The following is a 26380-nucleotide window of genomic DNA, read 5'->3' as shown; positions in this document are numbered from 1 at the left end:
CAAGTCGTCAGGGCAGGTAGCAGGTGCCGCCGAGATACGCCTTGCGCCAGCGGGTGACGAGCACCCGCTCGAACAGGCCGGCCCGCGCGAACGGGTCGGCGGCGATCAGCGCCTCCGCCTCGGCCCGGTCCTCGGTATCGACGATGTAGAGGCCGCCGCCCCGGTCGCCGCCGTCGTCGTTCAGCTTGGCGCCGCAGGCGAGCAGCCGGCCGGCGTGCTCGGCCAGGAAGGCGAGGTGCTCGGCCCGCAACGATTGGCGCATCGCCTGATGGTCGGGCTTGTCGAACGTCTCGATGATGTAGGGCATCGCGGGCTCGCTATCGGTCGCCGGCCGCTTCGAGGGAGGAGGGGTGGGTGCACAGGGCCTGCACCCGCACGTCCATGAACGGGAACAGCGGCAGGCCGGAGAGGATGGCGTGCAGCTCCTCCGGCCCCTCCACGTCGAAGATCGAGACGTTGGCGTAGGCGCCGGCCACCCGCCAGAGGTGGCGCCACGTGCCCGCCCGCTGCAGGTCGAGGGCGCGGGCCCGCTCCTCGGCCTTCAGCCGCTCGGCCCGGGCCGGGTCGAGGTCGTGCGGGAGGTTCACGGTCATCTGGACGTGGAACAGCATGGGGCCGGCCTCCGCGGCCCGCCGCCGATGGGCCGGGCGCCGCGGGGATCCTACACCGGTTCTCCCGCCCGTCAGCCCCCGGGCGGCCCGCCTGCGGACGCACGGACGGCGCCCCCGGCCCGGGTGCCGGCGCGGCGGGCGAGGATCAGGAGGAGGGCGACCGTCCAGGCGGCGCAGGTCGGCGCGACCCATTGCTGGAGGTTCGGCAGGGACCAGCCGTACAGGAACTCGGCGCCGAGATGGGCCTGCACCGCGTCCCAGCCGGCGTGCCGGATGTCGTGCTCGCGCTGGCCCGCCTCGCGGCCGTAATAGTAGGTCGAGACGACGAGCGCGGCGGTCGCCTCCGGGCGCGGTCCGCGCAGCGCCCGCATCGCCACCGCGAGGCCGACGGTCTCGGGGATTGCCGTCAGGGCGTGGCTCGTTGCCGGGTGGACGACCATCCACGCGACGATCCAGGAGACGAACGCGCCGATCATGGGGTGTCGGGCCTTGCTGTGTGGGCCTGGGGGATTCGCGCATCTATCCCGCGAACGGTGACCGCCGGGCTTCTCCTCCCCACGGACCTCGGGCTTGCCCGAGATCCGCCTCTCCTCCCCACGGACCTCGGGCTTGCCCGAGATCCGCCTCTCCTCCCCACGGACCTCGGGCTTGCCCGAGATCCGCCTCTCCTCCCCCTTGTGGGGAGGAGCCGGAGGTTGGGGTGGTTCAGGAGGGACCGGACCGCTCGATCCTGCGCCACCCCCACCCCTAACCCCTCCCCACAAGGGGGAGGGGAACCGCGTCACGGTTCGACGCTCTGTCCCGCAGGCGATATGGGAATGTCCAGGCTGTGCGGGCGGGGGCGCCGTGGAAGGCCGGCTCCCGCCCTGCCGGGGCCCACGCTTAGACGGCGCGGATACGACAGGACCGGCCCGCGCTTGAGTCACCGAGGAGTCCGGCCCGGCGGCCGGCATCGGCGGGAGGACGCCGTGGAGGATCCGCACGACTTGCGGCGCTTCGTCGAGGCGCAGGCCGGCACCTACGAGCGGGCGCTGGCCGAATTGCGGGCTGGGGAGAAGCGCAGCCACTGGATGTGGTTCGTGTTCCCCCAGATCTCCGGGCTCGGCGCGAGCCCGACGGCGCGCTGCTACGCCATCGCCTCCCTCGACGAGGCGCGGGCCTATCTCGGCCACCCCGTGCTCGGGCCGCGGCTCCTGGCCTGCACGGCGGCGGTGAACGCGGTGGAGGGCCGCTCGGCGCGCGCGATCTTCGGCGCCCCCGACGACGTGAAGTTCCGCTCCAGCATGACCCTGTTCGGCCGGGCCGCGCCGGAGGAGCCGGCCTTCGCGGCCGCGCTCGACAGATACTTTGGCGGAGAGCCCGACCCGCTGACGCTCGCCAAGCTCGGCTAATCAGGTTCGCGTTGGCACGCCACACGACAGTACATGATGGGCGACGGCCTGCTGATCTCTCCCATCCTCTCACCTCATCCTGAGGTGCCCCTTGCAGGGGCAAGGGGCCTCGAAGGAGGCCTCCAGCCGGCCGCGCGATCCCTGGAGGGCTCCTTCGAGGCCCGCTCTCGCGGGCACCTCAGGATGAGGGGGTTGGTTGGGAGTGCCGGGCTAAACACCGAAGTGCCGTGTCCTGTGGGCCCGCCCATGCTTCGCCCGCTTGGGTTCTCGACGGATCGCAGGTTGCGTCGAACCGGCGACCACTTTCTGCAAAAGCGGCTTCAGAACCGTCACCGCCCCCACAGGCCGACGCGCTCGGCCCGGGCCTGCTCCTCGGCGGCCAGCAGGTCGGCGGGCGCGTCCTCGGCGGCGCGGGCGCCGCCGGCCGCCAGGATCAAGGCGGCGAGATCCTCGCCCTCGATCCGGCAGCGCGCGGCGGCGCCCTCGGGGGTGCAGACCACCTCGCGGCGGCGCAGGTAGCGGGCGAGCTGGCGGGCGAGGTGTCCGCCCTGGCCGTCGACGCCGAGCAGCCGCACGACGCGGCCGCGGAAGCTCAGCGTGCCGGTATCGACCACCGACGGCACGCCGCGCGCCTCGGCCGCCGCCGGGTCGGGGGCCTGCGCGGCGGAGGTCTGCGCGGCGGGGGTCTGCGTGCTGACGGGGGCCTGCGGGCTTGCGGCGGGCGCCGGTTCGCCCCGGGCGGCGGAGGGGCGCGGCCGCCCCTTGGCGAGCTGGGCGCTCGCGCGCTGGATGAAGTCGTGGACGATGCCGGCCGGCATCTCGCCGCCGAACATCCGGCTCATCGGGCTGTCGTCGTCGTTGCCGACCCAGACGCCGACGGTCATCTCCGGGGTCACCCCGACGAACCACGCATCGCGAAAATCCTGGCTGGTGCCGGTCTTGCCGCCGACGATCTGGCCCGGCACCCGCGCCGCCCGGCCGGTGCCGGACTCGACCACCGCCTGGAGCGAGTCGAGCATCATCGCGCGGGGCTCGGCGGCGAGGCTGGGGCCGGCCGGCGGCTCCGGGCGCGCGTAGAGGGGCTGCGGCGCCCCGCCCCGGATCGCGTGGATCGCGTAGGTCTGGAGCGGCGCGCGCCCCGCCAGCACCGAGCCGAAGGCGCGGGTGATCTCCAGGAGGCTCACCGCCCCCGAGCCGAGGACGAGACTCGGCACGTTCGGCAGCTCGGACTGGATCCCGAGTTTCCTGGCGGTGGCGATCACCGCGGGGATGCCGACCTCCTGGCCGATCTGGGCGGCCACGGTGTTGATCGACAGGGCGAAGGCGGTGCGCAGCGGGACCGACCCGCGGTAGCGGCCGTCGTCGTTCTCGGGCTCCCAGTCGCCGATCCGCACCGGGCGGTCGACGAAGGTCGTCTCGGGCGTCATCCCCCGCTCGTAGGCGGTGAGGTAGGCCAGCATCTTGAACAGCGAGCCCGGCTGGCGCTTGGCCTGGGTGGCGCGGTTGAACTGGCTGTCCTCGTAGTCGCGGCCGCCGACCATTGCGAGGATCGCGCCCTCCTTCGACAGCACCACCATCGCCGCCTGCCCGACCTTGCGGCGGGCCCCGTCCTTGTCGAGGCGGCGGGCGACCACGCCCTCGGCGAGGCTCTGGAGGTCGAGGTTGAGGGTCGTGCGCACCGTCATGTCGCCGTCCGTGCCGGCGAGCCGCTTCACGTCCCCCGCGATCATGTCGAGGAAGTAGTTGGTGCCCGGCGGCGTCTCGGGGGGCGTGCGCAGGCGGACGCTCTCCCGGCGCGCCGCGTCGGCCTCCGCCTGGGTGATGGCCCCGGTCTCGACCATCGCCTGGAGCACCACGTCGGCCCGCTCCTTGGCGCCGCCGAGGTTGCGCGTCGGCGCGAGCTGCGAGGGGGCGCGGACGAGGCCGGCCAGCATCGCCGCCTCCGGCAGGGTCAGCGCCTTGGCGGGCTTGCCGAAGTAGCGCCGCGCCGCCGCGTCCGCCCCGTAGGCGCCGGCCCCGAAATAGGCGGCGTCGAGGTAGCCGAGCAGGATCTCGTCCTTGCTCATCGTCGCCTCGACGCGCAGGGCCAGCAGCGCCTCCTGCGTCTTGCGCCAGAGCGTCTTCTCCTGGTTGAGGGCGATCAGGCGGACGTATTGCTGGGTGATGGTCGAGCCGCCCTCGCGCACGCCGCCGCCCAGCGCGTTGCGCCACGCCGCCCGGGCGAGCCCGCGCAGGTCGATCCCCCAGTGGCTGTAGAAGCGCCGGTCCTCGATGGCGACGATCGCCTGGGCGAGGTGGGGCGGCAGGTCGGCCCCCGTCAGCCGCTGCCCGCGATAGCTGCCGCGGGTGGCGAAGGGGCGCCCGTCGTCGGCCTCCACGGTGAGCGCCCGCTGGCCGGTGTCGACGGCGGCGCTGCCGAGCGGCGGCAGGGTGACGAGCGCCGCGAGCACGTAGATCCCGAGCAGCAGGAGCGGCAGCAGCAGCGCCGCGCCCGCGACGAGGGCCGGGCGGCGCCCGAACCGCCGGGCGCGCGGCCGGGCCGGATCCGGCGCGGACCCAGGCGTGGCCCCGGTCGTGGCCGCACTCATGGCCGCAGTCGTGGCTTCGGGCGTGGCCCCAGTTGCGGGCGCCGCCCGGCGCAGCCGCGCGCGGGCCCCGGCGAGCCCGCTCCGACCGAGGCGGACCGCGCCGAGCCCGAGGCCGGCGAGCAGCACCCCGAGCTGGCGGGCGAGGAGGGCGGCCGCGCCCAGGACCGCCCGGGCGGCCGCCCGCGTGTCGGGCGCCGCGCCGGGATCCGGGCCCTGTCCGCCGGCCGGGGCGCGCTCCGGCGCGTCGCCTGTCATCGTCATCCCTGTCCCGGAACCGGCGGCGCCGGTCGACGCGCCGTTCTAGCCCGGACCGGTCCGCCCGGGCTACGGCGCGCGGGTTACAGGCGCGGGGCCGCGCCGTGGCGTCCGCGGAGCTGGAAGCCCAGGATCAGCAGCAGCACGCCGAAGGCGAAGGCGTAGCTCCCGATCCACCACGTCAGCACGAGGGCCGACATGCCGGGATTGATCAGCAGCGCGAGCCCGAACAGGATCGAGACCACCCCGCCGAGGACGAGCCACCAGCGGCCGTAATGCAGGTGCAGGCGGAAGGCCGCCGCGATCATCAGCCCGCCGGTGACCAGCGCCCAGGTCGCCAGCAGCAGGACGAAGGCCCAGACCGCGGCGGTCGGCACCAGCACCGCGGCGACGCCGACGACGATGTCGACGATCCCTTCGAGCAGCAGGAAGCCCCAGCGCTCGTGCCGCTGGGCGGCGCGGATCGCCGCGATCACCGTGAACACCCCGTCGACCAGCATGTAGGCGGCGAAGAACAGCACCAGCGACAGCACGAAGGCGGCGGGCGCCGCGAAGGCGAGAATGCCGAACAGGATGCCGAGCACCCCGCGCAGGACGACGAGCCACCAGTTGCGGGCCAGCGCGGCGCTCATCGCGTCGAGGCGCGCCATCCCGACGAGGGGCACGCCGGAGGGCGTGGTGCCGGGGCCGGGCGTCGGGCCCTGGGGGCCGGGCGCTTGGGTGCTGGTCATGGACACGGGACCTCGTCGCCCGGGATCGTCCGTTCCGGGGGCCGGCGGGCGCGTCCGGACCCGAATCGCCGCGAAGCGCGGCAGTACGGCCCCCGTTCCTAGCGCGATCCCCGCCGCGACGGAACTTTGGCGGATCGGCCGGCTTTTGTGGCCGAGGCGGGCACCACGCGTAGCCCGGCCGCGCCCCACGCGGCCGGCGCACGTCCTTCGACTGCGGCAATCCCATGCTCGACGACCAGCGGCAGGCTGCCGATCCCGAGGCGCGGCCGGACGCCCCGACGGGCGGGAGGCCCGAGCGCGACCGCCCGGAGCTTGATCGCCCGGAGCGCGATGTGCTGGAGATCGGTCGTCCCGCCGCGCGCAAGCGGGACGCGCGCCCGGACGACGGCGCGGAGGCGGGCGGGACGGAAGGCGGCGCCGCGCAGGCCCGAGCGGACGAGCCGGAGGCGGACGCGGACCGCCCGAACGTCCTGCGGCGCCACCCCGTCGCGTTCCTGCTCGGCGGCCTCGCGGTCGTGGCGCTCGGCGTCGCGGTGTTCTTCTACTGGCTGGTCTACCTGCACCCCTACGAGCGCACGGACGACGCCTTCGTGGCCGCGCGCAGCATCTCGATCCAGCCCAAGGTCGGCGGCTACCTCGTCGACGTGCCGGTGACCGACAACCAGCACGTCGCCGCGGGGCAGGTGCTCTTCCAGATCTTCAAGCGCGACTACGAGATCGCCCTCGACCAGGCCCGGGCGCAGATCGAGGCCGACGAGGCGGCGATCAAGAACGTCGACGCCCAGATCCAGGCGCAGTACGCCAACATCGACGCGTCCAAGGCCCAGGTCGACACCGCCCAGGCCGCCCTGCGATTCGCCCAGGAGGACGCCGCCCGCTACAAGGACCTCGCCCAGCGCGGCGCCGGCTCGGTCCAGCAGTCGCAATCGGCGACCTCGACCCTCCAGCAGCGTCAGGCCGCGTTCCAGAGCGCCCAGGCCGGCGTCGTGGCGGCGCAGAAGCAGATCGGCGCCCTGGAGGCGCAGAAGGCCTCCACCCAGGCGCAGATCGCCCGCGACCGGGCGCAGGCCGAGCAGGCCGAGCTGAACCTCGGCTACACCACGATCGCCGCCGCGCAGGCGGGCCGGGTGGTGCGGCTCACCGGCGGCATCGGCGCCTACGCCCAGCCCGGCCAGACCCTGGCGATCTTCGTGCCCGACGACATCTGGGTGACGGCCAACTTCAAGGAGACGCAGATCACCGACATGCGGCCGGGCCAGCCGGTCGACGTCGAGATCGACGCCTACCCGGGCCGCAAGATCCGCGGCACCGTCGCCTCGGTGCAGCCGGGCTCCGGCACCGCCTTCAGCCTGCTGCCGGCGCAGAACGCCACCGGCAACTACGTGAAGGTGACGCAGCGCATCCCCGTGAAGATCGTCGTGACGGACTGGCCCGCCGACGTGTCGATCGGGCCGGGCATGTCGGTGGTGCCCACCGTCACGGTGCGCTGAGCCGTGGCCAAGGCTGGAGCGGGCCAAACTGGAGCGGCGCAGGCACCCGGGGGCCACAACCCCTGGCTGGTCGCGCTCGTGGTGGCGCTCGCCACGTTCATGGAGGTGCTCGACACCACCATCGCCAACGTGGCGCTGCGCTACATCGCGGGCGGCCTCGCGGTCGGGCCCGACGAGTCGGCCTGGGTGTCCACCACCTACCTCGTCGCCAACGCGATCACGCTCACCGCGTCGAGCTTCCTGGCCAAGCGCTACGGCCGCAAGGCGTTCTTCATGGCGTCGGTGGCGGTGTTCACCGCCGCCTCGATCGCCTGCGGCTTCGCCTGGAGCCTCGAATCGCTGCTGTTCTTCCGCATCGTCCAGGGACTCGGCGGCGGCGGCATGGCGCCGCTCGCCCAGTCGATCCTCGCCGATTCCTTCCCTCCGGAGAAGCGGGGCCAAGCCTTCGCCCTCTACGGCGTCGCGGTGGTCTTCGCGCCGGCGATCGGGCCGGTGCTCGGCGGCTGGCTCGCCGACAACGCCTCCTGGCACTGGTGCTTCCTGATCAACGGTCCGATCGGCGTGATCTCGCTCGGGCTGATGTACTGGCTGATCGAGGACAGCGCGGCGGCCAAGGCGGAGCGCCGGGCGCTGCGGCGCAAGGGCGCGCGGTTCGACGTGGTCGGCTTCGCGCTGGTGGCGACCTTCCTCGGGGCGTTGGAAATCGTCCTCGACGAGGGGCAGCGCAAGGACTGGTTCGGCACCTCGACCCTGATGAACGTCTCAGGGCTGGTCTGCGCGCTCGCCTTCTGCGCGATGATCCCGTGGCTGCTCACCAAGAAGGACGCGATCCTCGACATCCGCTTGCTCGGCCAGCGCCAGTTCGGCTCGTGCTTCCTGGTGATGCTGTTCACCGGCGCGATCCTGATCTCGACCACGCAGTTCATCCCGCAGATCACGCAGGAATATTACGGCTACACCGCCACCCTGTCGGGCCTCGTGCTCGGGCCGGGCGGGGTCGTCACGGTCCTGATGATGTTCACGGCCGGCCGGCTCTCGGCCTACATCCAGCCGAAATGGATGATCGCGGCCGGCGCGACGATCGTCGCGCTGGGGCTCTACAACCTGACCCGGCTCGACGGCACGACCACCTTCTCGTTCTTCGCGTGGTCGCGGATCTACATGGGCGCCGGGCTGCCGCTGATCTTCCTGTCGATCACCGCGGCGTCCTACGTCGGCATCCGCAAGGACCAGACGGATCAGGCCTCGGCCCTGATCAACGTGGCCCGCAACGTCGGCGGCTCGATGGGCGTGTCGCTCGCCCAGAACATGCTGGCCTACCGCAGCCAGTTCCACCAGAGCCGGCTGGTCGAGAGCCTCAACCCGGCCGAGCCCGCCTACCAGGAGACCCTGCAGCAGGCGACGCGCTACTTCTCGGAGCACGGCTACGCCGGCGTCGAGGCGCAGAACCAGGCGGTCGCCTGGATCGGCAGCGTGCTCCAGACCCAGGTCGCCTACTGGGCCTATATCGACGTGTTCTGGGTGCTCGCGCTGCTGACCGCCTGCGCGGTCCCGCTGGCGCTGAGCCTGAAGAGCGTCAAGCTCGGCGGCGAGCCGCCCGCGGCCCACTGACCCCGGCGCGGCGGTCCCTCTCGCGGGCCGCCGCGCCGCCGGGTCAGACCCCGTCCGGCGGCAGCGCCTCGGTGACCTGGACGCGGCGGGCCTCCGCCGGCGCCTCGGCGACCGTCGTCTCCGCCGCGATCGTGTCGGCCGGAGCGCTCTCCCCGGCGCTCTCGATCGCCCCGGCGAGCGCGGTCACGCCCCGGTAGCGGTTCAGGCGGCGGTCGATCATGTCCTCGATCCGCTCGTGCAGCTCCGCGACGGTGAGGTGGCGGCGCTTGGCCCCGTCCTTGGCGGTGAACAGGCTGCGGTTGGCCCGCGCCGCGGCCCGGAACTCCCGGCCCGCCACCTCGTCCGGCCGCTCGCTCGACAGGGCGAGGAAGCGCCCGGCGCTGGCGGTGCCGAGGAAGTGGGCGAGGTAGAGTTCCGTGGTGTTGAGCGGCCGGCCGACCCGGGCCTCGATCCGCCCCCGGTCGCGCTTGATCAGCTCGGCCGCCATCAGCGCGGCGACCCGCGGGTCGTTGCGCAGGCCCAGCACCCGCGCCCGCAGGCCGCCGGTGACGGTGATCCCGGCGCCGCGGCCCTTCACGGCGGCGGCCTCCTCGGAGAGCCCGTAGCGGGCGCCGAAGTCGCGGATCATCTCCAGCCACGTCGCCGAGACGAACTGGAACAGACCCTGCGCGGACGAGGTCGCGGCCTTGGCGTCGGTGTCGAAGCTCGACTCCTTGTCGGCCAGCGCCATCATGTAGACGGGATCGACCCCGGCCTCGTCGGAGGCCTTGAGGATGGTGTCCACCACCTTGAGGGGCACGCTGCGACCGCCGAAGCGGACGGCGTCCGCCTCCTGCGTCACCCGGGGGAGGGCGGCGAGATCGCTCTCGACGAGCGCCGTCGTGGCCGGCTCCTGCTCCGGGACCGGCAGGCCGTTCCAGCCCGCGGGATCCCCGGCGGGGGCGGCCTCGACGGACGCTGCCTCGACGGAGGCGGTCTCGGTGGATGCGGTCTCGGCGAGCGCGCGGGCGGCGCGCGGGCTCAGGTCGACCCGGTCGTGGGCCTGGGCGGCCGGCGCGAACGCGGCGGGCGCGAAGGCCGCCTGCGGCAGGCCGAGCCCGGCGAGCAGCGCCAGCGCGGCGACGACGCGCCCGCGGCGGCCGGAAGAAGTGCGGCGAAGTGACCGGCGCCCCGTATCGCGCCCGGCCCGCGGCAGCCACGCCACGGTCTGATCCTCGGTCTGATCCGCGCCCCAATCTCCGTTAGGCGCGAGTCGGCTCACGTCGTCGGCGCGACGCGCCGGCTCCGGGAAAACCCCCATCACTGGTCCTTTTCAGAATGTTCCCTGTGCAGGTCCGGCGTCTGGCGGCCGGTATCCTTGAGGCGGCGGCCCTATCGGCGCCGGCCGTGACCAGAATGGGACGGCGGGATGATCCAACCGTGGCACCCTCAACGAAGGGTTAACCATGCCTTTTTCGGCCACGCGGGGGCCGTCGTCTTGCCCCGCATCGTCGCGAACGGGCACCAAGATGTCGCAATCGGGGTTGGAACGAAGGATACCTGAGCCAGTTAGGTAGGGCCCCGGGGGGCCGAAACTTCATCCCGCGACGCGCCCCGCGTCCCTACCAAGGACACCAGTTTCCGATGAGCATGCAGACCGGTCGCCGCGTCGGCGTCGCGTTCGTTGGCATGGGGGGCGCCGTCGCCACCACCGCCATCGCCGGCATCGAGATGATCAAGTCCGGCTCGAACCGTCTCGACGGCCTGCCGCTCGCGGGCCTCGCCGTCCCCGGGATCGCCGACTACAAGGACCTCGTGTTCGCGGGCTGGGACCTCAACGGCGACGACCTCGCCTCCGCCGCCACCGGCCACGGCGTGCTCTCCGCCCAGGACATCGAGAACGGCGCCCAGGTGCTCAAGGGCATCACCCCCTGGCCCGCGGTCGGCAGCGCCAAGTTCTGCAAGAACATCGACGGCAAGAACCGCATCGTCGCCTCGGGCCACCGCGAGGCGGTCTCGATCATCGCGAGCGACCTCCGGCGCTTCCAGCAGGAGAGCAACCTCGACGAGGTGGTGGTGGTGAACCTCGCCTCCACCGAGCGCTGGCCCGACCTCGACGACCCGACGCTGAACTCCTCCGCCGCCTTCGAGAAGGGGCTGGACGCGAGTGACGAGGCGATCTCGCCGGCGATGCTCTACGCCTACGCGGCGATCAAGAGCGGCATCCCCTACGCCAACTTCACGCCCTCGGTCGCCGCCGACGTGCCGGCGCTGCTGGAACTGGCGCGTGAGCTGAACGTGCCGGTGGCCGGCAAGGACGGCAAGACCGGCCAGACGATGATGAAGACGGTGCTGGCCCCCGCCTTCAAGGCCCGGGCCCTCCACGTCGACGGCTGGTTCTCGACCAACATCCTCGGGAACCGCGACGGGCTCGCGCTCAACGACCCGAACTCGCTCCAGTCGAAGCTCAACACCAAGGGCACGGTGCTCGACTCGATCCTCGGCTACCCGGTGGAGGACCACTTGGTCCACATCCACTATTACCGCCCGCGCGGCGACGACAAGGAAGCCTGGGACAACATCGACATCACCGGCTTCATGGGCCAGCGCATGCAGGTGAAGGTGAACTTCCTCTGCAAGGACTCGATCCTGGCCGCACCGCTCGTCATCGAGATCGCCCGCGTGCTCGAACTCGCCAAGAAGCGCGGCGACGGCGGCGTGCAGGAGCAGCTCTCGACCTTCTTCAAGGCGCCGATGGTGAAGAACGGGCACGGGCCGGAGCACGCCTTCGGCAAGCAGGAGACGATGCTGCTCGACTGGCTCGGCGTCCATTGATGGCCGAGCCCGGACCGGCCGCGCCCGCCGCCCTGCGGGCGCTGTTCGTCGAGCTGAACGACCTCAAGCGCGTCCGGTCCGCCGGGCGCGACGGCTCGATCGCCGAGCGGCTGTTCGCCCAAGGCTGGGCGCTCCTCACCGGGGGCGCCGCGCCGGAGGACGTGGCGCTCGACATCACCGCGACGGCACTCGCCGCCGCGCGGCTCTGCGACCTCGACGCGGCCTTCCTGACCGCCGCGGGCCTGTCGGAGGAGGAGGCCGCGGGCGTGCTGCGGTCCGGCTTCGATGCGGTGACGGAGGCCCTCGATCCCGATCTGCGGGCGCGGCTGCGCGCCCGGCTCAGCCCGCGGGAGCCCGCCGAGCCCGGCTTCGTGCCGGGCTTCGTCGGCGCGCTCGCCGAGCAGCCGCGGGCGGGGGTGACCTGTCCCGGCCGCGCCCGGATCCTGCTGGAGCCGCCGGAGAACCACGCCGAGCACTGCCTGATGGTCGCCGTCTACGGCGTCTGCCTCAGCCCGTTCTACCGGGCCGACCCGGCGACCGTGTTCCTGGCGGCGATGGCACATCACTTCCACAACGCGGCGATGCCGGATGCCGGCTTCACCGGGGAGATGCTGCTCGGCGACCATCTCGGGCCGATCATGGCGACCGCGACCGGCTGGGCGCTCGGTGAACTCGACGAGACCGGGGACCTGCGGGACGCCGTGGAGCGCGCCCGCGCCGTGCTGCCGGACGATGCGACCGCCGAGGGCCGGGCCTTCCACGCCGCCGACTGCGTCGACCGGGTGCTCCAGATCGCCCAGCACCTGCGCGCCGCCTCGATCACCATGGGCACGGTGCTCGACGAGATGGAGCTGGTCCATGCCGGTCCGGTGAAGGCGTTCCACGACCGGGTCCTGCGCGACATGCAGATCCCCTGAGTCCGTGCCCCGGAACAGCCTTTTGCGCCACCGACTTGACCGGCCGTCTCCCGCGCCCATCTGCCCGGGCGGTCCCCGAGCGCCATGATCCCCTTCGACCTCCGATCGCCGTCCACCGGCAACGCGCTGAAGGCCGACGCGCCGCACGCCCTGCGCGACGCCGAGACCGGCGAGCGCTGGCCGGTGATCGACGGCATCCCCTACCTGCGGGTGGGCCGCGCGGCGCTGGTCGAGCGGGTGCTGGCCCATCTCGACGCGGGGGAACTCGACGAGGCGCTCTGTGCGCTGCTCGCCGACCAGGACGACTGGTGGACCGGGCCGGCCGCCGACCCCGCCGGGATCCTCAGCCTGATCAAGGCGCGCCGCACCGCGACCCTCCGGGACGCGGTGGCGGGCCTCGGCTGGGGCCGGGTCGGCGACTACTTCCTGCACCGCTGGAGCGACCCGACCTTCCTCGCCGGTCTCGCCCTGCTCGAAGCCCACTGGAACGAACCGATCTGCGTGTTCGAGTTCGCCTGCGGGATCGGCCACTACCTGCGGGAGCTCGCCCGGCGCGGCTGCAAGGTGGCGGGCGCCGACGTGGTCTTCGCCAAGCTCTGGGTCGCCCGGCACTGGGTGGTGGGGGAGAAGGCGCAGCTCGTCTGCTTCGACGCGGGCTCGCCGCACTGGCCGCTGCCGGGCGCGCCCGTCGACCTCGTCGTCTGCCACGACGCCTTCTACTTCCTCGACGACAAGCCGCAGACCCTCGACTGCCTGCGCCAGACCGCGGGCGACGACGGCTGGCTGGCGATCAGCCACATCCACAACCGCGATTGCCCCGGCTTCTCGGCGGGCCGGGCGGTGACCGCCGACGAGGTCGCCGAGCTGTTCCCCGACGCGCTGGTCTACGACGATGCCGAGCTGACCCGCGCGCTGATCGAGGCCCGCGCCCCGGTCCCGCACGAGCCGGGCGACCTGCGCGCCTGCGAGGCGTTCTCGCTGGTCGCCGGGCCCGGCATGCGCCCGGCGCCGCGCTCGGTCGTCGACGGGTTGACCCTGCCGAAGGCCGGGACGGCTCTGCGGCTCAATCCCCTCTACGCGCCGGAGGGGGCGGACTACGCCATCCACTGGCCGTCCGAGCGCTACGAGGCCGAGTACGCCGCCCGCGCGACCTACCCGCCGCGCTCGCCGGGGCCGGAGCACCTGACCTTCCCGGGCGAGATCGACGCCCCCGAGACGGGGCGGGCGCGGGTCCGCGAGTTCGTCGACCTGCCGGAGCGCTGGTGATGGACGCGGTCGGCTGGGGCATCGTCGGCTACGGCTGGGTCGCCCGCGACTACATGGCGCCGGGCATCCGCGCGGCCGGGCACCGGCTGGTGGCGGTGGCCGACCCGAACCCGGAGAGCCGGGCCGCAGCCGAGCGCGAGGGCGCCCGCGCGCACCCCGACCTCGCCGGGCTCATCGCTGAGCCGGAGGTGGAGGCGGTCTACGTCGCCACCCCGAACCACCTGCACCGGGCGGCGGTCGAGGCGCTGGCGGAGGCCGGCAAGGCGGTGCTGTGCGAGAAGCCGATGGCGGCGTCTCTGGATGACGCCGAAGCCATCACCGGCGCGGTCGAGTCGAAAAAAATCTTCTACGGGACGGCGTTCGACCAGCGGCACCACCCGGCCCACCGCGCCATGCGCGCCCGGATCGCGGCGGGGGATCTCGGCGCGGTCACGGCGGTGCGGATCGTCTACGCCTGCTGGCTCGGGCGCGACTGGTCGGCGGCGGGCCAGCCGAACTGGCGGATCGACGCGGCGCAGGCCGGCGGCGGCGCCCTGATCGATCTCGCCCCCCACGGCATCGACCTCGTGGATTTCCTGCTCGACGAGCCGATCGCCGAGGTCTGCGCGCTCACCCAGAGCCGCGCCCAGGATTACGCGGTCGACGACGGCGCCCTGCTGATCGGCCGCACGGCCGGCGGGGCGCTGGCGAGCCTGCACGTCGCCTACAATTGCCCCGACGCGCTGCCCCGCCGCCGCCTGGAGGTGGTCGGCACGCGCGGCCTGCTGGTGGCGCAGGACACGATGGGCCAGACGGCGGGCGGCCACCTCGCCTTCATCGACGGGGCGAGCGGCCGGAGCGCGCCGGTGCCCTTCGACGAGGAGGCCTCGCCGTTCACCGAGCAGGTGCGGGCCTTCGGCTCGGCGCTGCGCCGGCCGGAAGAGCGCGCGGCCTATTCGGCTGCCCGGGATCTCCACACCATGCACCTCCTCGCCCGCGCCTACGGACGCGCGTGAGGGATCTCTGAGGAAGGAAGCACGACACAGAGGCCACGGTCTATCCGATCGAGATCCTCATCCTGAGGTGCTGCGAAGCAGCCTCGAAGGAGACCTCCAGAACCCGCGCGCTCCCTGGAGGTCTCCTTCGAGGCCCGCAGACGCGGGCACCTCAGGATGAGGGACAGGGTGGGATCGAGCGGGACGGCGTCCGTGTTGTGAGAGGGAAACGGACGGGACACGTGAGCATCGACCAGGACGACCGCGCCCGCCACGCCCGCCTCACGGCGCCGCGCGCCTACCATTTCGGCGCCCCGCGCCGGATCGAGGGCCTGCCCGAGCGCCTGCCGGACGCGGTGCGCGCCTATCTCGACGTGCTGCCCGAGGGCCGGATCGTCGGCTTCCCGCTGGCGCCGCTCGACCGCACCGGCGTGCCGGTCTGGTTCGTGTCGCTGTTCCTCGACGACCCGTTCTTCGTCGGCGCGATGCCCTCGGGGATCGGCTACGGCGCCACCGACGACGAGGCGCTGATCGGCGCGGTCGCCGAGATCGCCGAGAACCTGATGCCCTCGCTCGCGGTCCTGCCCCGGGCGAAGGAGCGCGCCAGCTACGCCGATCTCGTCCGCGTCTACGGGGCGAAGGCGGTCGCCGACCCGCTCACCCTGTGCCTGCCCGCCGGCTCGCCGGTGGGGCGCGACACGATCCTCGAATGGACGCCGACGGTCCGCTACCCGACCGGCGAGATCGTGCTGATGCCCCTCGACATCGCGGCGACCGACTATTTCGAGCTGTCGGAGGGCTACAAGCCGTTCACCAACCTGATCACCAACGGCCTCGGCGCCGGGCCGGACGTGCCGTTCGCGCTCGGCCACGGCGTCCTCGAACTGTTGCAGCGGGACGGCAACGGTCTGCTGTTCCGGGCCCTCGACCAGGGGGTGATGCTCGACCTCGACGGCATCGGCCCGGAGAACGCGGCGCTGCTCGCCCGGCTCAAGGAGCTCGGCATCCGGGCGCTGCCGAAATTCGCCACCGACCAGTTCGGCCTGACCAACCTCTACGTCGTCGGCTACGACGAGGATCCAGGCCGCGCCCCGGCGCCGATCGCGCTGTCCGCCTGCGGCGAGGCCTGCGACCCCGACCGCGAGCGGGCCCTGCGCAAGGCGCTCTTGGAGTTCCAGGCGGCGCGGGTGCGCAAGACCTTCGGGCACGGGCCGCTGGCGATGGCCGGCAGCATCACGCCGCCGGGCTACGTCGACGCGTTTATTCAAAAAGCTCTTCCCAGCCTGGATCTCGAAGAGAGCCGCGCCCTCCAGGCGATGCTGGAGTGGATCGAGATGCCGGCCGCCGACCTCCGGGGCGTGCTCGCCGACACGGTCTACGCCGAGCGGAGCACCAAGGCGTTCACGGACCTGCCGACCAGCACGGCGGCCGACGGGCACGCCCGCGGAAAGATCGCCTGCGACCGCCTGCTGGAGGCCGGCTTCGACGTGCTCTACGTCGACTGCTCGCCCCCCGGCGGCGGGGTCGGCGTCGTCAAGGCGATCGTGCCGGGGCTCGAGGTCGAGACCATGAGCTACTACCGGATCGGCGAGCGCAACACCGCCAAGCTGATCGCGCGCGACCACCCGCTGATCCGGTTCGGTGTGGAGAGCGAGACCCTGCGGCCGGTGCGCCTTACCCCGGAGGCGCTGGAACGCTTCGGCGGCCAGCCGCTGTTCGACGTCGCGCTCGCCGAGCGCATCGTCGGGCGGCACTATCCGCTCTACCGCGAGCCGGAATCGCACCACGCGCCGTTCCGGCTGGAGCAGCGGCGGGGGCGGGCGGCATGACGCTGCGCTTCGCCTACAACACCAACGGCGCCGCCAACCACCGCCTCGACGACGCGCTGCAACTGATCAAGGCGGCGGGCTACGACGGCGTGGCGCTGACGCTCGACATCCACCACCTCGACCCGTTCGCGGACGGCTGGGCGGCGGAGGCCGGCCGGGTCGCGAGCCTGATGGAGAAGATGGAGCTGGCCTGCGTCATCGAGACCGGCGCCCGCTTCCTCCTCGACCCGACCGCCAAGCACGAGCCGACCCTGGTGACGGCCGACGCCGCGGGCCGCGCCCGCCGGATCGGCTTCCTGAAGCGCGCGGTCGAGATCGGCGCGATGCTCTCGGCCGAGGCCGTGTCGTTCTGGGCCGGCGTGCCGAAGCCCGGTGTCGATTGCGACGAGGCCCGGGCGTGGCTCGTCGAGGGGCTGCACGAGGTGGCGGCCTTCGCGACCGGGCAGGGCGTCGTCCCCTGCCTGGAACCCGAGCCCGGCATGCTGATCGAGACGCTCGACGACTTCGCCGCCCTCGACGTGCCGGGTTTGAGGCTCGCCCTCGACACCGGCCACTGCCTCGTCACCGGCGAGCGCGAGCCGGCCGACGCGGTGCGGGAATTCGCCGACCGGATCGGCACGGTGGCGATCGAGGACATGCGGCGGGGCTCCCACATCCACCTGCCGTTCGGCGAGGGCGACATGGACACCGCGGGCGTGCTGGCGGCGCTGGAGGCGATCGGCTTCGGCAAGCTGGTCTGCGTCGAGCTGTCCCGCGAGAGCCACCGGGCCGACGTGATGATCCCTCAGGCGCTGGACTACCTGCGCGCCTGCCGCCGCCCGGGGCCGGGCAGTGTCGCGGGCCAGGAGACGCGCGCGCAATGACGGCGGGGCAACGGGCGATCGGCCGATGAGAATCCTCTTCCTCAGCCGCCGCTATTTCCCGGCGATATCGGGCATGAGCGTCTACGCGCAGAACCTGCTGCGCGAGCTCTCCGGCGCCGACCACGACGTGACGATGGTCTCGCAGTACCGCGGCGACGCCTTCGGCACCCGCGTCTACGGGGGCGGGCCGCCTCCGCCGGTGCCCGGCGTCACCGTGATCGGCCTGGAACAGCGCGGCGAGCAGGAGAGCGGCGACTTCGAGCGCGACATCGACACGATGGTCGAGACGATCTGCGCCGAGCACGCGAAGGCGCCGTTCGACGTGCTGCACGCCCAGTACGGCTACCCGACCGGCTGGGCGGTGCTGCTGGCCGCCAAGAAACTCGGCGTGCCGAGCGTGGTCTCGATCCAGGGTGGGGACGGCCACTGGGTCGGCTCGTGCTGCGAGACCCACCGGGTCGCCATGTGCGCGGTGCTGGCCCACGCCAACGCGCTGCTGATCGGCGGCGCCTCGTTCGTGGAGGAGGTCTGCGACCGCCTGGGCTCCGATCCGGCGCGCTTCACGATCGTGCCCGGCGCGGTCGACACCGCCCGCTTCGCGCAAGGCACGCCCGACGGGCTGCCGGCCCCGCATGCCGGCCCGATCCGGATCCTGTACCACGGCCGCGTCGACCGCCGGAAAGGCGTGCTCGACTTCATCCGGGCGCTGGCGATCCTGCGGGAGCAGGGCACGCCGTTCGCGGCGACGATCTCCGGCATCGGCCCGGACGTGGACCCGGCCAAGGCGCTGGCCGACGAGCTGGGCTTCGGTCCCGACCGGATCGCGTTCACCGGCTACGCCGAGTACGACCGCGTGCCGGAGCTCTACCGGGCGGCAGACGTGTTCGCCTCGCCGACCTACGCGGAGGGGTTCTCCAACACGATCCTGGAGGCGATGGCCGCGGGACTGGCAACCGTCTCCTGCCACGCGGTCGGCGTCTCGGACTGCCTGCGCGACGGCGAGAACGGCCTGCTCGTCGATCCCGGCGACGTGCCGGCCCAGGCCGCCGCGCTGACGCGGGTGGTCACGGATCCGGATCTGCGCCGCCACATCGCCGCCGCGGGCCTGGAGGAGTGCCGCCGGGTCTATTCCTGGGGCGCGGTCGGCCGGCAGATCATGGGGATCTACGCGGGGGTGCGGGACGCTCGCCCGGCGACGGACTTTTCCGACACGCTGCCCGTCGATCCGACCTGCCGCTTCCGTGCCGAGCCGCATCTCCTCTGAGCCGCGTTCCCCTCTCACTTACCCCTCTCCCTTGCCACTGCCCCTTGCGGGGAGGGGTTGGGGGCAGGAGTGGTGCCGGATGAAGCTCGGCGGTGCCTCCTGAACCACCCCCACCCTCGATCCCTCCCCGCAAGGGGGAGGGAAGCCATCGCCGAAACCCGAAACGCATGCCCACCGCCCTCGCGCTCTCGCCCCATCTCGACGACGCCGCCTTCTCCTGCGGCGGGCTGCTCGCGGCCCTCGCCGGGGCCGGCTGGCGGGTGACCATGGCGACGCTGTTCACGGGCAGCGTGGCGGACCCGCAGGGCTTCGCGCTCGCCTGCCAGCTCGACAAGGGGCTCCCGCCGGAGGTCGACTACATGGCCCTGCGCCGCGCCGAGGACGCGTCGGCGGCCGACGCGCTGGGGATCTCGCCGCCGCGGCACCTGCCGTTCCGCGAGGCGCCGCACCGGGGCTACGCCTCCGCGCCCGAACTCTTCTCGGACCTGCGCCCGGAGGACGGCATCGCCGCCGACCTCGCCCCCACCCTGTCCGCGCTGATCGCGGCGGAGGGGCCGGACCTGATCCTCGCGCCCCAGGCGGTCGGCGGCCATGTCGACCACGTGCAGGCGGTGCGGGCGCTGCGCGCCGCCGCCCCTGCCGCGCCGGTGCTGTGGTGGCGCGACTTCCCCTACACCGTCCGCGAGACCGCGCCGAAGGAGCCTCTGGCCGCCCTGTTCGCCGACCTGCCGGTCCGCGCGGTCGCCCTCGATGCGGAGGCCCAGGCGCGCAAGCACGCGGCCTGCGCCGCCTACACGAGCCAGATCGGCTTCCAGTTCGGCGGCGAGGCCGGGTTGCGGGAGCGTCTGGCGCGGGAAGAGGGCGTCGAGCGGTTCCGCCTGTCGGGCTCCCTGCCCGACCGCTTGGCCGAGACGATCCCCGGCCTGCATGCGACCTGAGCCCGACGCGCCGAAGAGCCTCGCCGACCCGGCCGCCCTCGCGGCGCGCCGCGCGCTCCTCGACGCGCCCCACATCGCGCCGATCCGTAGCCTTGCCCGGACGATCGCGGCGGAGCGGGGGGCACCGGTCCCCGACCCCGACCCCCTCGACGGCGGCGTGGACGCGCGGTTGCTGCTCCTCCTGGAGACGCCGGGCCCGATGGTGCTGCGCACCGGCTTCGTCACCCGCGACAGCGCCAACGGCACCGCCGCCAACCTGTTCCGCTTCCTGCACGAATCGGGGATCGCCCGGGGCGACACGCTGATCTGGAACGCGGTGCCCTGGCTGATCCACGCGGAGGGCGCCCTCAACCGCGCCCCGCGCCGCTCGGAGGCGCGCGCGGCCGAGCCCTACCTCGCGCCCCTCCTCGCCCTGTTGCCGCGGCTCGCGGTGGCGGTGCTCGCCGGCCGCTTCGCCGGAGCCGTGGCCCCGGCGCTGGCCACCCTCCGCCCCGGGCTGCCCGTCGTGGCGATCCCGCACCCGAGCCCGACCTACGTCTGCACCTCGCCCGCGGTGCCCGCGCGGATCCGGGCCGGGCTGGCCGAGGCTGCGGCGTTGCTGCGGGCAGCGTGAGATGGAACGGGTCTACGCGTCCGCCGGCCTGACGCTCAGCCGGAGGCCGATCGCCTTCAGCACACCCATCAGCGTGTCGAGCTGCGGGTTCCCCTTCTCGGACAGCGCCCGGTAGAGGCTCTCGCGGGAGCGGCCGGTCTCCGCCGCGATCTGCGCCATGCCGTGGGCGCGGGCCACATCGCCGATGGCCGCTGCGACCAGCGACGGGTCGCCATCCTCCAGAACCGCCTCGATGTAGGCGGCGATCGACGCTTCGTCCTGAAGGTGCTCGGTGACGTCCCACGGCTTGGTCTCGATGGCCATGCTAGACCTCCTGCGCCATCGCCAGAGCGCGCTCGATGTCCCGCTCCTGAGTCCGCTTGTCGCCGCCGCAGAGCAGGATCACGATCTCGGCGCCCTTCTGAATGAAATAGATCCGATAACCCGGACCGTAATCGATCTTCATCTCCGCGACGCCGCCGGACAACACGCGCATCTGCCCCGGATTACCGAGCGAGAGACGACGGATCCGCACGTCGATCCTGGCCTTCGCTTGGCGATCGCGCAGACCAGCGAACCAAGCCGCGAAGTCTTGCGTCTGACGGATCGTCGGCATGGCCAATCGTAGCTTGAAAGCTACAATCTCTCAAGCGATCGTGGCGCCCCCGGTTGCGCGTCGCCGGCTCCGCAGGGAACCGCACCCCCGTCGCTGGCCATGTCCGCCCGTTCGGCCTACATGCGGGGCGACGGGCCGCGGTCCGGGTACATCCGGCACGGGCCCTCGCGGCCCCGTCGGCCCGCGCAGCCGGAAGGGGCGGACGCCGAGCGGCATGAATTTCCAGGGACAGCATCGGAAGGAGGTCCAGCCGGCCGATCCGGTCGACGGCGCCTCCGCCGATGCCGCGCGCACAGGCGGGGAACCGGGCAAGAAGCGCGGCAAGGGACTGCGCAGCCGCTACGCCTGGATCGGCACGGCGGCGAGCATCGTCCTGGTCGCGGTGTCGCTCGGGGTACTGTGGAAGCTCGTCCAGAGCGTCACGTGGTCGGAGGTGAAGGGCGCTCTCGCGGCCGCGACCGCGGAGCAGCTCGGCCTCGCGCTGCTGTTCGTCGGCATCAGCTACCTGTTCCTCACCGGTTACGACGCCCTGGCCCTGCGCCAGCTCAAGATCAAGGTGCCCTACCGGATCACCGCGCTCGCCTCGTTCACGAGCTACGCGGTGAGCTTCACCCTCGGCTTCCCGCTGCTCACCGCCGGCACGATCCGCTACTGGATCTATGCCCGGCAGGGGCTGTCGGCGTCCAAGATCGCCGCGCTGACGGTGATCGCCGGCTTCACGTTCTGGCTCGGCATGGGCGTGGTGCTCGGCCTCAGCCTGATCATCGAGGCCGGGCAGCTCGCCGGGCTCGCCTTCACCTCGATCGAGCTCAACAAGGGGGTCGGCTTCGCCGCGCTCGCCCTGGTGCTCGGCTACCTCGTCTGGGTCTCGGCCAAGCGGCGCAGCGTCACCGTCAAGCACTGGCGGCTGGAGCTGCCCGGCGCCTCGGTCTCGATCGGGCAGATGCTGGTCGGCATCGGCGACGTCTGCGCCGCCGCGGCGACCCTCTACGTGCTGCTGCCGCAGGAGACCAATCTCGGCTTCACCACCTTCCTGGCGATCTACGTGCTCGGCGCGATGCTCGGCATCGCCTCGAATGCGCCGGGCGGGATCGGGGTGTTCGAGGCGACCGTGCTGCTCGCCCTGTCCCACCTGCCGCGGGACGAGGTGCTGACCTCGCTGCTGCTGTTCCGCGGCTGCTACTACGTCGTCCCGTTCGTGACCGCGCTGGCGATGCTCGGCCTCTACGAGATCGTGAAGCGGGCCGGCGGCGCCCAGGACGCGTCCCGGGAGGCCGGGCCGCCGGAGGGCACGGCCGGCCCGTCCGGCAAGAGCTGGCCCGACGAGCCGGGGCCGCGGTAGCGGCGCCCCCGCCATGGCCGACGATGCGCGCAGCCGCGCGGCCTGGACCGGCGCCGGGATCGCGGCGGGATTCCTCGGCCTCGCCGCATGGCTCGGCGGCGCGCTCGACCTCTGGCTGATCCTCGCGGCTCTCTGCGCCGCCTGCCTCGGCGGCCTCCTCGGCGCGCGCGGCCGCAAGGCTCCGCCGCTGCGCCCGGCGGCGAGCACGGGCCGCCGGGGCATCGCCGAGGCGCTGCTCGCCCACGTGCCCGACCCGGTGATCCTCGTCGACCGGCGCACCCTGGTGCTGGAGGCCAATCCCGCCGCCCGCGCCCTGCTGCCGGCGCTGCACCTGGCCCGGCCGCTCTCCTTCGCCCTGCGCAGTCCCGAGGTGCTGGACGCCGTCGAGGCTGCGCTCGCGACCGGTGCCCCCCAGCGGATCGCCTATGCCACCCGGATCCCCCTGGAGCGGGCCTTCGAGGTGCAGGTCGGCCCCCTGCCCGTGCCCGACGGGTCGGGGGCCGGCGCCGTCCTGTTCCTGCGCGACCTCACCTCGGCGCGCCGCCTGGAGACGATGCGGGTCGATTTCGTCGCCAACGCCAGCCACGAGCTGCGCACGCCGCTCGCCTCGCTGATCGGCTTCATCGAGACCCTCCAGGGCCCGGCCCGCGACGACGCGCCCGCCCGCGAGCGCTTCCTGGAGATCATGCGCGCCCAGGCCCAGCGCATGACCCGGCTGATCGACGACCTGCTGTCGCTGTCGCGGATCGAGCTGCGCGAGCACGTGGCGCCGACCGCGACCGTCGATCTCGGCGCGCTCGCCCGGCAGATGGTCGACGCGCAGGCCCCGCCCGCGGCGCGGCGCGGCGCGGAGGTGACCTTCACGGACGGGGACGGCCCCTACCCGGTGCCCGGCGACGCCGACGAGCTCGCCCGGGTGATCGAGAACCTGATCGAGAACGCCGTGAAGTACGGCGGCGGCCACGTCCGGGTGGGCCTCTCCCGCGAGGACGACCCCCGCCACGGGGCCCGGATCGTCTTGACCGTCAGCGACGACGGGCCGGGGATCGCCCCCGAGCACATCCCCCGCCTGACCGAGCGCTTCTACCGGGTCGACGTGGCGTCGAGCCGTGCCCGCGGCGGCACCGGCCTTGGGCTCGCGATCGTCAAGCACAGCCTCAACCGCCATCGCGGCCGACTCGCCATCGACAGCGCGGTCGGGCGCGGCACGACCGTGCGGGTCAGCCTGCCCGAGCACGGCCGCGAGGCCGAGATCCGGGACCAGCCGGACCCGGTGTAGGTGCCGACGCGCCGCGACCCTTGACCTTCCCACGATGGGAAGCCCCACATCCGCGGACATGACCGCATCCGCCGAACCCGCCGCGGGAAATCCCATCCCGCTCAGCCTCCCCGTCACGGGCATGTCCTGCGCGAGCTGCGTGGGACGCGTCGAGCGCGCGCTGCGCGCCCTGCCCGGGGCGCGCGACGTGTCGGTCAACCTCGCCACCGGCCGCGCCGGCCTCGTCCTCGGCGGTCCCGCCGGCCCGGCCGAAGTCGCCGCGGCGCTCGATGAGGCCGGCTATCCCCTGCCCGAGGCGCAGACCGTGCTCGCGGTGGACGGGATGTCCTGCGCGAGCTGCGTGGGGCGCGTCGAGCGGGCGCTCGCCGCCGTGCCGGGGGTGACGGGCGCGAGCGTCAACCTCGCCACCGGCCGCGCGACGGTGCGCCACCCCGAGGGCGTCGTCGCGGTCCGGGACCTCGCCGCCGCTTCGGAGATTGCGGGCTACCCGGCCAAGCCGTTCGAGGCGGCGTCCGCGCCCGACCCGGCGGCCCGGCAGGCGGCGGAGGCGCGGGTGCTGCGCCGCGACCTCGTCATCGCCGCGCTGCTCTCGGCCCCCGTCGTCGCCCTCGACATGGGCGGCCACGTCGCCGGCCACCTGCTGCCGGCGCTGCACGGCCCGGTCTCCGCCCTCGTCCAGGCGGGGCTGGCGACGCTGGTGCTCGCCGGGCCCGGCCGCCGGTTCTTCCTGCGCGGGATCCCCGGCCTGCTGCGCGGCCACCCGGACATGAACGCCCTCGTCGCGCTGGGCGCCGGGGCGGCCTACCTCTACTCCCTGGTCTCGGCGCTGGCGCCCGGCCTCCTGCCCGCGGGGGCGGCGCATCTCTATTTCGAGGCGAGCGTCCTGATCGTCACCCTGATCCTGCTCGGGCGCACCCTCGAAGCGCGCGCCCGCGGCCGGACCGGGGAGGCGATCACCCGGCTGATGGACCTGACGCCCAAGACCGCCCGCGTGCTCCGCGATGGCGCCGAGGCCGAGGTGCCGCTCGCCGCGCTCCGGACCGGGGACGTGGTGCGGGTGCGCCCCGGCGAGCGGGTGGCCGCCGACGGGGTCGTGGTCGCGGGGGGCAGCCACGTGGACGAGAGCATGGTGACGGGCGAGCCCGCGCCGGTGCGCAAGGCCGCGGGCGCGCGCGTCGTCGGCGGCACGCTCAACGGCCGCGGCGGCCTCGACATCCGGGTCGAGGCGGTGGGCGAGGCCACCGTGCTCGCCCAGATCGCGGCGCTGGTCGAGCGGGCGCAGGGCGGCAAGCTGCCGATCCAGGCGCTGGTCGACCGCGTCACCGGCCGCTTCGTGCCCGCGGTGATCGCCGCGGCGCTCCTCACCTTCGGCGCGTGGCTCGTCCTGGCCCCGGCTCCCGCGCTCGGGCCGGCGCTGGTCCACGCGGTGGCGGTGCTGATCATCGCCTGCCCCTGCGCCATGGGGCTCGCCACGCCGACAGCCCTGGTGGTCGGGACCGGGCGGGCCGCGGGGCTCGGCGTGCTGTTCCGCGACGGCACCGCCCTCCAGGCGCTGCGCGACGTGCGGGCGGTCGCCCTCGACAAGACCGGCACCCTGACCGAGGGCCGCCCCCGCCTCACCGATTTTTTCGGGACTTCGGGCGCTGAGGAGCCGGAGGCGCTGGCGCTCGCCGCGGCGGTCGAGGCGCGCTCAGAGCACCCGATCGCGGCCGCGATCGTCGCGGCGGCGCGCGGGCGCGGCCTCGACGTGGCCGAGGCGGAGGATTTCGAGGCGGTCGACGGCTTCGGCGTCTCCGGCCGGGTGTCGGGCCGGACGGTCGCGGTCGGCGCGCCGCGCTACCTCGACCGGCTCGGGATCGCGGGCGATCCCGATCTGCTCGCCCGGGCCGAGCGTCTGGCGGCCGATGGGCGGAGCCCCGTCCACCTCGCCCTCGATGGCCGCCACGCGGCGCTGCTCGCGGTCGCCGACCCGGCCAAGGACGGCGCCCGAGACGCGGTGGCGGCCCTAAGGGCGCGCGGTCTCGCGGTCGTGATGGTGACGGGCGACGATCCCGTCGCGGCCGCCCACGTCGCGGAAGGCCTCGGCATCGACGCGGTCGAGGCGGGCGTCCTGCCCGGTGGCAAGGCCGAGATCGTGAAGAAACTCCGCGCGGCGCACGGGCCGGTGGCCTTCGTCGGCGACGGCATCAACGACGCGCCGGCGCTGGCCGAGGCCGATGTCGGGCTGGCGATCGGCACCGGCACCGACATCGCGGTGGAGAGCGCCGACGTGGTGCTGATGTCGGGCTCGCCCGGCGCCCTGGTGGAGGCCCTCGACCTGTCCCGCGCGGTGATGGCCAACATCCATCAGAACCTGTTCTGGGCCTTCGCCTACAACGTCGCGCTGATCCCGGTGGCCGCCGGCATCCTCGTGCCGTTCGGTGGGCCGGCCCTGTCGCCGGTGCTCGCGGCCGGCGCCATGGCCTTCTCCAGCGTGTTCGTGCTCGGCAACGCCCTGCGCCTGCGGGCGCGGGGCGGGCGCCGGCCCGCGGCGGACGGGGCGCCGACGCTGGCCGGAGGGGCGGCATGAGCGCGGATCTCGTCACCATCGGCGAGGCGGCGCGGCGCACCGGTGTCTCGGCCAAGATGATCCGCTGGTACGAGGCGCGCGGCCTGCTGCCGCCGGCCGCGCGCACGGAGGCCGGCTACCGGCACTACGGCCCGGCCGACCTCCACACCCTGCGGTTCGTCCGCCGGGCCCGCGACCTCGGCTTCGGCGTCGAGACGATCGCCGACCTGCTGGCCCTGTGGCGGGACCGGGCGCGCCCGAGCGCGGGGGTGAAGGCCATCGCCCAGGCGCAGATCGCCGACCTGCGCCGCCGCATCGACGCGCTGGAGGCCATGGCCCGCACCCTGGAGCACCTCGCGGACGCCTGCTGCGGCGACGCGCGGCCGGACTGCCCGATCCTCGACGACCTCGCCGCCGACGATCCGCCCCGGGCCGTGCCGCGGCGCCGGGACCTGTGAGCG

The 26380-nt window shown here is 73.6% G+C and carries 24 protein-coding genes; 16 read left to right on the top strand and 8 right to left on the bottom strand.

Annotated elements, in window-relative coordinates; all coding sequences use genetic code 11:
* Nucleotides 1-7: 7 nt before the first annotated feature.
* The 3 genes from Q8W71_RS02945 to Q8W71_RS02935 all read right to left on the bottom strand — a co-directional run bounded on the left by Q8W71_RS02945 (nucleotide 8) and on the right by Q8W71_RS02935 (nucleotide 1087).
* Nucleotides 8-307: a YciI family protein gene (locus Q8W71_RS02945; RefSeq protein ID WP_305523809.1), complete on the bottom strand. Its 300-nt coding sequence runs from the start codon at nucleotides 305-307 to the stop codon at nucleotides 8-10.
* A 10-nt stretch (nucleotides 308-317) separates the two neighbouring features.
* Complete coding sequence (gene catC, locus Q8W71_RS02940) at nucleotides 318-611, bottom strand: muconolactone Delta-isomerase (RefSeq protein WP_305523808.1); 294 nt, start codon at nucleotides 609-611, stop codon at nucleotides 318-320.
* A gap of 71 nt (nucleotides 612-682) precedes the next feature.
* The gene (locus Q8W71_RS02935; protein ID WP_305523807.1) at nucleotides 683-1087 is read right to left on the bottom strand and encodes a hypothetical protein; all 405 of its coding nucleotides are present in this window, start codon (nucleotides 1085-1087) and stop codon (nucleotides 683-685) included.
* 492 nt (nucleotides 1088-1579) lie between these two features.
* Between Q8W71_RS02935 and Q8W71_RS02930 the strand changes: the two genes are divergently transcribed.
* Nucleotides 1580-2002, top strand: coding sequence for a DUF1810 domain-containing protein (locus Q8W71_RS02930; RefSeq protein ID WP_305523806.1), 423 nt, complete (start codon nucleotides 1580-1582; stop codon nucleotides 2000-2002).
* 329 nt (nucleotides 2003-2331) lie between these two features.
* Here Q8W71_RS02930 and Q8W71_RS02925 read toward each other — a convergent pair whose 3' ends face one another.
* The gene (locus Q8W71_RS02925) at nucleotides 2332-4845 is read right to left on the bottom strand and encodes a PBP1A family penicillin-binding protein (protein ID WP_305523860.1); all 2514 of its coding nucleotides are present in this window, start codon (nucleotides 4843-4845) and stop codon (nucleotides 2332-2334) included.
* A gap of 83 nt (nucleotides 4846-4928) precedes the next feature.
* Entirely contained in the window at nucleotides 4929-5576 is a 648-nt protein-coding gene (locus Q8W71_RS02920; protein ID WP_305523805.1) for an HdeD family acid-resistance protein, read from the bottom strand.
* 224 nt (nucleotides 5577-5800) lie between these two features.
* Between Q8W71_RS02920 and Q8W71_RS02915 the strand changes: the two genes are divergently transcribed.
* Both Q8W71_RS02915 and Q8W71_RS02910 read left to right on the top strand, forming a co-directional pair.
* Nucleotides 5801-7066, top strand: a complete 1266-nt coding sequence (locus tag Q8W71_RS02915; protein ID WP_305523804.1) for an HlyD family secretion protein — start codon at nucleotides 5801-5803, stop codon at nucleotides 7064-7066.
* 3 nt (nucleotides 7067-7069) lie between these two features.
* On the top strand, nucleotides 7070-8677 hold the full coding sequence (locus Q8W71_RS02910; RefSeq protein WP_305523803.1) for a DHA2 family efflux MFS transporter permease subunit: 1608 nt from the start codon (nucleotides 7070-7072) through the stop codon (nucleotides 8675-8677).
* Between the two features lie 43 nt (nucleotides 8678-8720).
* Here Q8W71_RS02910 and Q8W71_RS02905 read toward each other — a convergent pair whose 3' ends face one another.
* Entirely contained in the window at nucleotides 8721-9977 is a 1257-nt protein-coding gene (locus Q8W71_RS02905) for a transglycosylase SLT domain-containing protein (RefSeq protein WP_305523802.1), read from the bottom strand.
* A 323-nt stretch (nucleotides 9978-10300) separates the two neighbouring features.
* Between Q8W71_RS02905 and Q8W71_RS02900 the strand changes: the two genes are divergently transcribed.
* From Q8W71_RS02900 to Q8W71_RS02860, 9 genes are all read left to right on the top strand, one after another.
* Nucleotides 10301-11491, top strand: a complete 1191-nt coding sequence (locus Q8W71_RS02900) for an inositol-3-phosphate synthase (RefSeq protein WP_305523801.1) — start codon at nucleotides 10301-10303, stop codon at nucleotides 11489-11491.
* Entirely contained in the window at nucleotides 11491-12408 is a 918-nt protein-coding gene (locus tag Q8W71_RS02895; RefSeq protein WP_305523800.1) for an HD domain-containing protein, read from the top strand. Before Q8W71_RS02900 ends, Q8W71_RS02895 begins: the two co-directional genes overlap by 1 nt.
* 84 nt (nucleotides 12409-12492) lie before the next feature.
* On the top strand, nucleotides 12493-13674 hold the full coding sequence (locus tag Q8W71_RS02890) for a class I SAM-dependent methyltransferase (protein WP_305523799.1): 1182 nt from the start codon (nucleotides 12493-12495) through the stop codon (nucleotides 13672-13674).
* The gene (locus tag Q8W71_RS02885; RefSeq protein ID WP_305523798.1) at nucleotides 13674-14669 is read left to right on the top strand and encodes a Gfo/Idh/MocA family protein; all 996 of its coding nucleotides are present in this window, start codon (nucleotides 13674-13676) and stop codon (nucleotides 14667-14669) included. Before Q8W71_RS02890 ends, Q8W71_RS02885 begins: the two co-directional genes overlap by 1 nt.
* A 221-nt stretch (nucleotides 14670-14890) precedes the next feature.
* Complete coding sequence (locus Q8W71_RS02880) at nucleotides 14891-16477, top strand: YcaO-like family protein (RefSeq protein ID WP_305523797.1); 1587 nt, start codon at nucleotides 14891-14893, stop codon at nucleotides 16475-16477.
* The gene (locus Q8W71_RS02875) at nucleotides 16474-17340 is read left to right on the top strand and encodes a sugar phosphate isomerase/epimerase family protein (RefSeq protein ID WP_305523796.1); all 867 of its coding nucleotides are present in this window, start codon (nucleotides 16474-16476) and stop codon (nucleotides 17338-17340) included. The genes Q8W71_RS02880 and Q8W71_RS02875 overlap by 4 nt, the downstream gene beginning before the upstream one ends.
* Nucleotides 17341-17365: 25 nt before the next feature.
* The gene (locus Q8W71_RS02870) at nucleotides 17366-18604 is read left to right on the top strand and encodes a glycosyltransferase family 4 protein (RefSeq protein WP_370875320.1); all 1239 of its coding nucleotides are present in this window, start codon (nucleotides 17366-17368) and stop codon (nucleotides 18602-18604) included.
* A gap of 167 nt (nucleotides 18605-18771) precedes the next feature.
* Nucleotides 18772-19542, top strand: coding sequence for a PIG-L deacetylase family protein (locus Q8W71_RS02865; RefSeq protein ID WP_305523794.1), 771 nt, complete (start codon nucleotides 18772-18774; stop codon nucleotides 19540-19542).
* On the top strand, nucleotides 19532-20155 hold the full coding sequence (locus tag Q8W71_RS02860; protein WP_305523793.1) for a uracil-DNA glycosylase: 624 nt from the start codon (nucleotides 19532-19534) through the stop codon (nucleotides 20153-20155). The genes Q8W71_RS02865 and Q8W71_RS02860 overlap by 11 nt, the downstream gene beginning before the upstream one ends.
* A gap of 12 nt (nucleotides 20156-20167) precedes the next feature.
* Here Q8W71_RS02860 and Q8W71_RS02855 read toward each other — a convergent pair whose 3' ends face one another.
* Both Q8W71_RS02855 and Q8W71_RS02850 read right to left on the bottom strand, forming a co-directional pair.
* The gene (locus tag Q8W71_RS02855) at nucleotides 20168-20458 is read right to left on the bottom strand and encodes an addiction module antidote protein (RefSeq protein WP_305523792.1); all 291 of its coding nucleotides are present in this window, start codon (nucleotides 20456-20458) and stop codon (nucleotides 20168-20170) included.
* A gap of 1 nt (nucleotide 20459) precedes the next feature.
* Nucleotides 20460-20750 carry a type II toxin-antitoxin system RelE/ParE family toxin gene (locus Q8W71_RS02850; protein WP_305523791.1) on the bottom strand — a complete coding sequence of 97 codons (291 nt, stop codon included), beginning with the start codon at nucleotides 20748-20750 and terminating at the stop codon, nucleotides 20460-20462.
* A 214-nt stretch (nucleotides 20751-20964) separates the two neighbouring features.
* Here Q8W71_RS02850 and Q8W71_RS02845 point away from each other — a divergent pair, with 214 nt between their 5' ends.
* The 4 genes from Q8W71_RS02845 to cueR are packed head-to-tail and all read left to right on the top strand — an operon-like array spanning nucleotide 20965 to nucleotide 26377.
* Complete coding sequence (locus Q8W71_RS02845) at nucleotides 20965-22092, top strand: lysylphosphatidylglycerol synthase domain-containing protein (protein WP_305523790.1); 1128 nt, start codon at nucleotides 20965-20967, stop codon at nucleotides 22090-22092.
* A 13-nt stretch (nucleotides 22093-22105) separates the two neighbouring features.
* Nucleotides 22106-23371, top strand: coding sequence for an ATP-binding protein (locus tag Q8W71_RS02840; protein ID WP_305523789.1), 1266 nt, complete (start codon nucleotides 22106-22108; stop codon nucleotides 23369-23371).
* Nucleotides 23372-23429: 58 nt separating this feature from the next.
* The gene (locus Q8W71_RS02835) at nucleotides 23430-25940 is read left to right on the top strand and encodes a heavy metal translocating P-type ATPase (RefSeq protein WP_305523788.1); all 2511 of its coding nucleotides are present in this window, start codon (nucleotides 23430-23432) and stop codon (nucleotides 25938-25940) included.
* The gene (cueR, locus tag Q8W71_RS02830; protein WP_305523787.1) at nucleotides 25937-26377 is read left to right on the top strand and encodes a Cu(I)-responsive transcriptional regulator; all 441 of its coding nucleotides are present in this window, start codon (nucleotides 25937-25939) and stop codon (nucleotides 26375-26377) included. Before Q8W71_RS02835 ends, cueR begins: the two co-directional genes overlap by 4 nt.
* The last annotated feature ends 3 nt before the right edge of the window (nucleotides 26378-26380 follow it).

Origin of the sequence: Methylobacterium amylolyticum, from assembly GCF_030700245.1 — a bacterium.
Taxonomy (GTDB): domain Bacteria; phylum Pseudomonadota; class Alphaproteobacteria; order Rhizobiales; family Beijerinckiaceae; genus Methylobacterium.
This window is presented reverse-complemented; position numbering and strand designations above follow the sequence as displayed.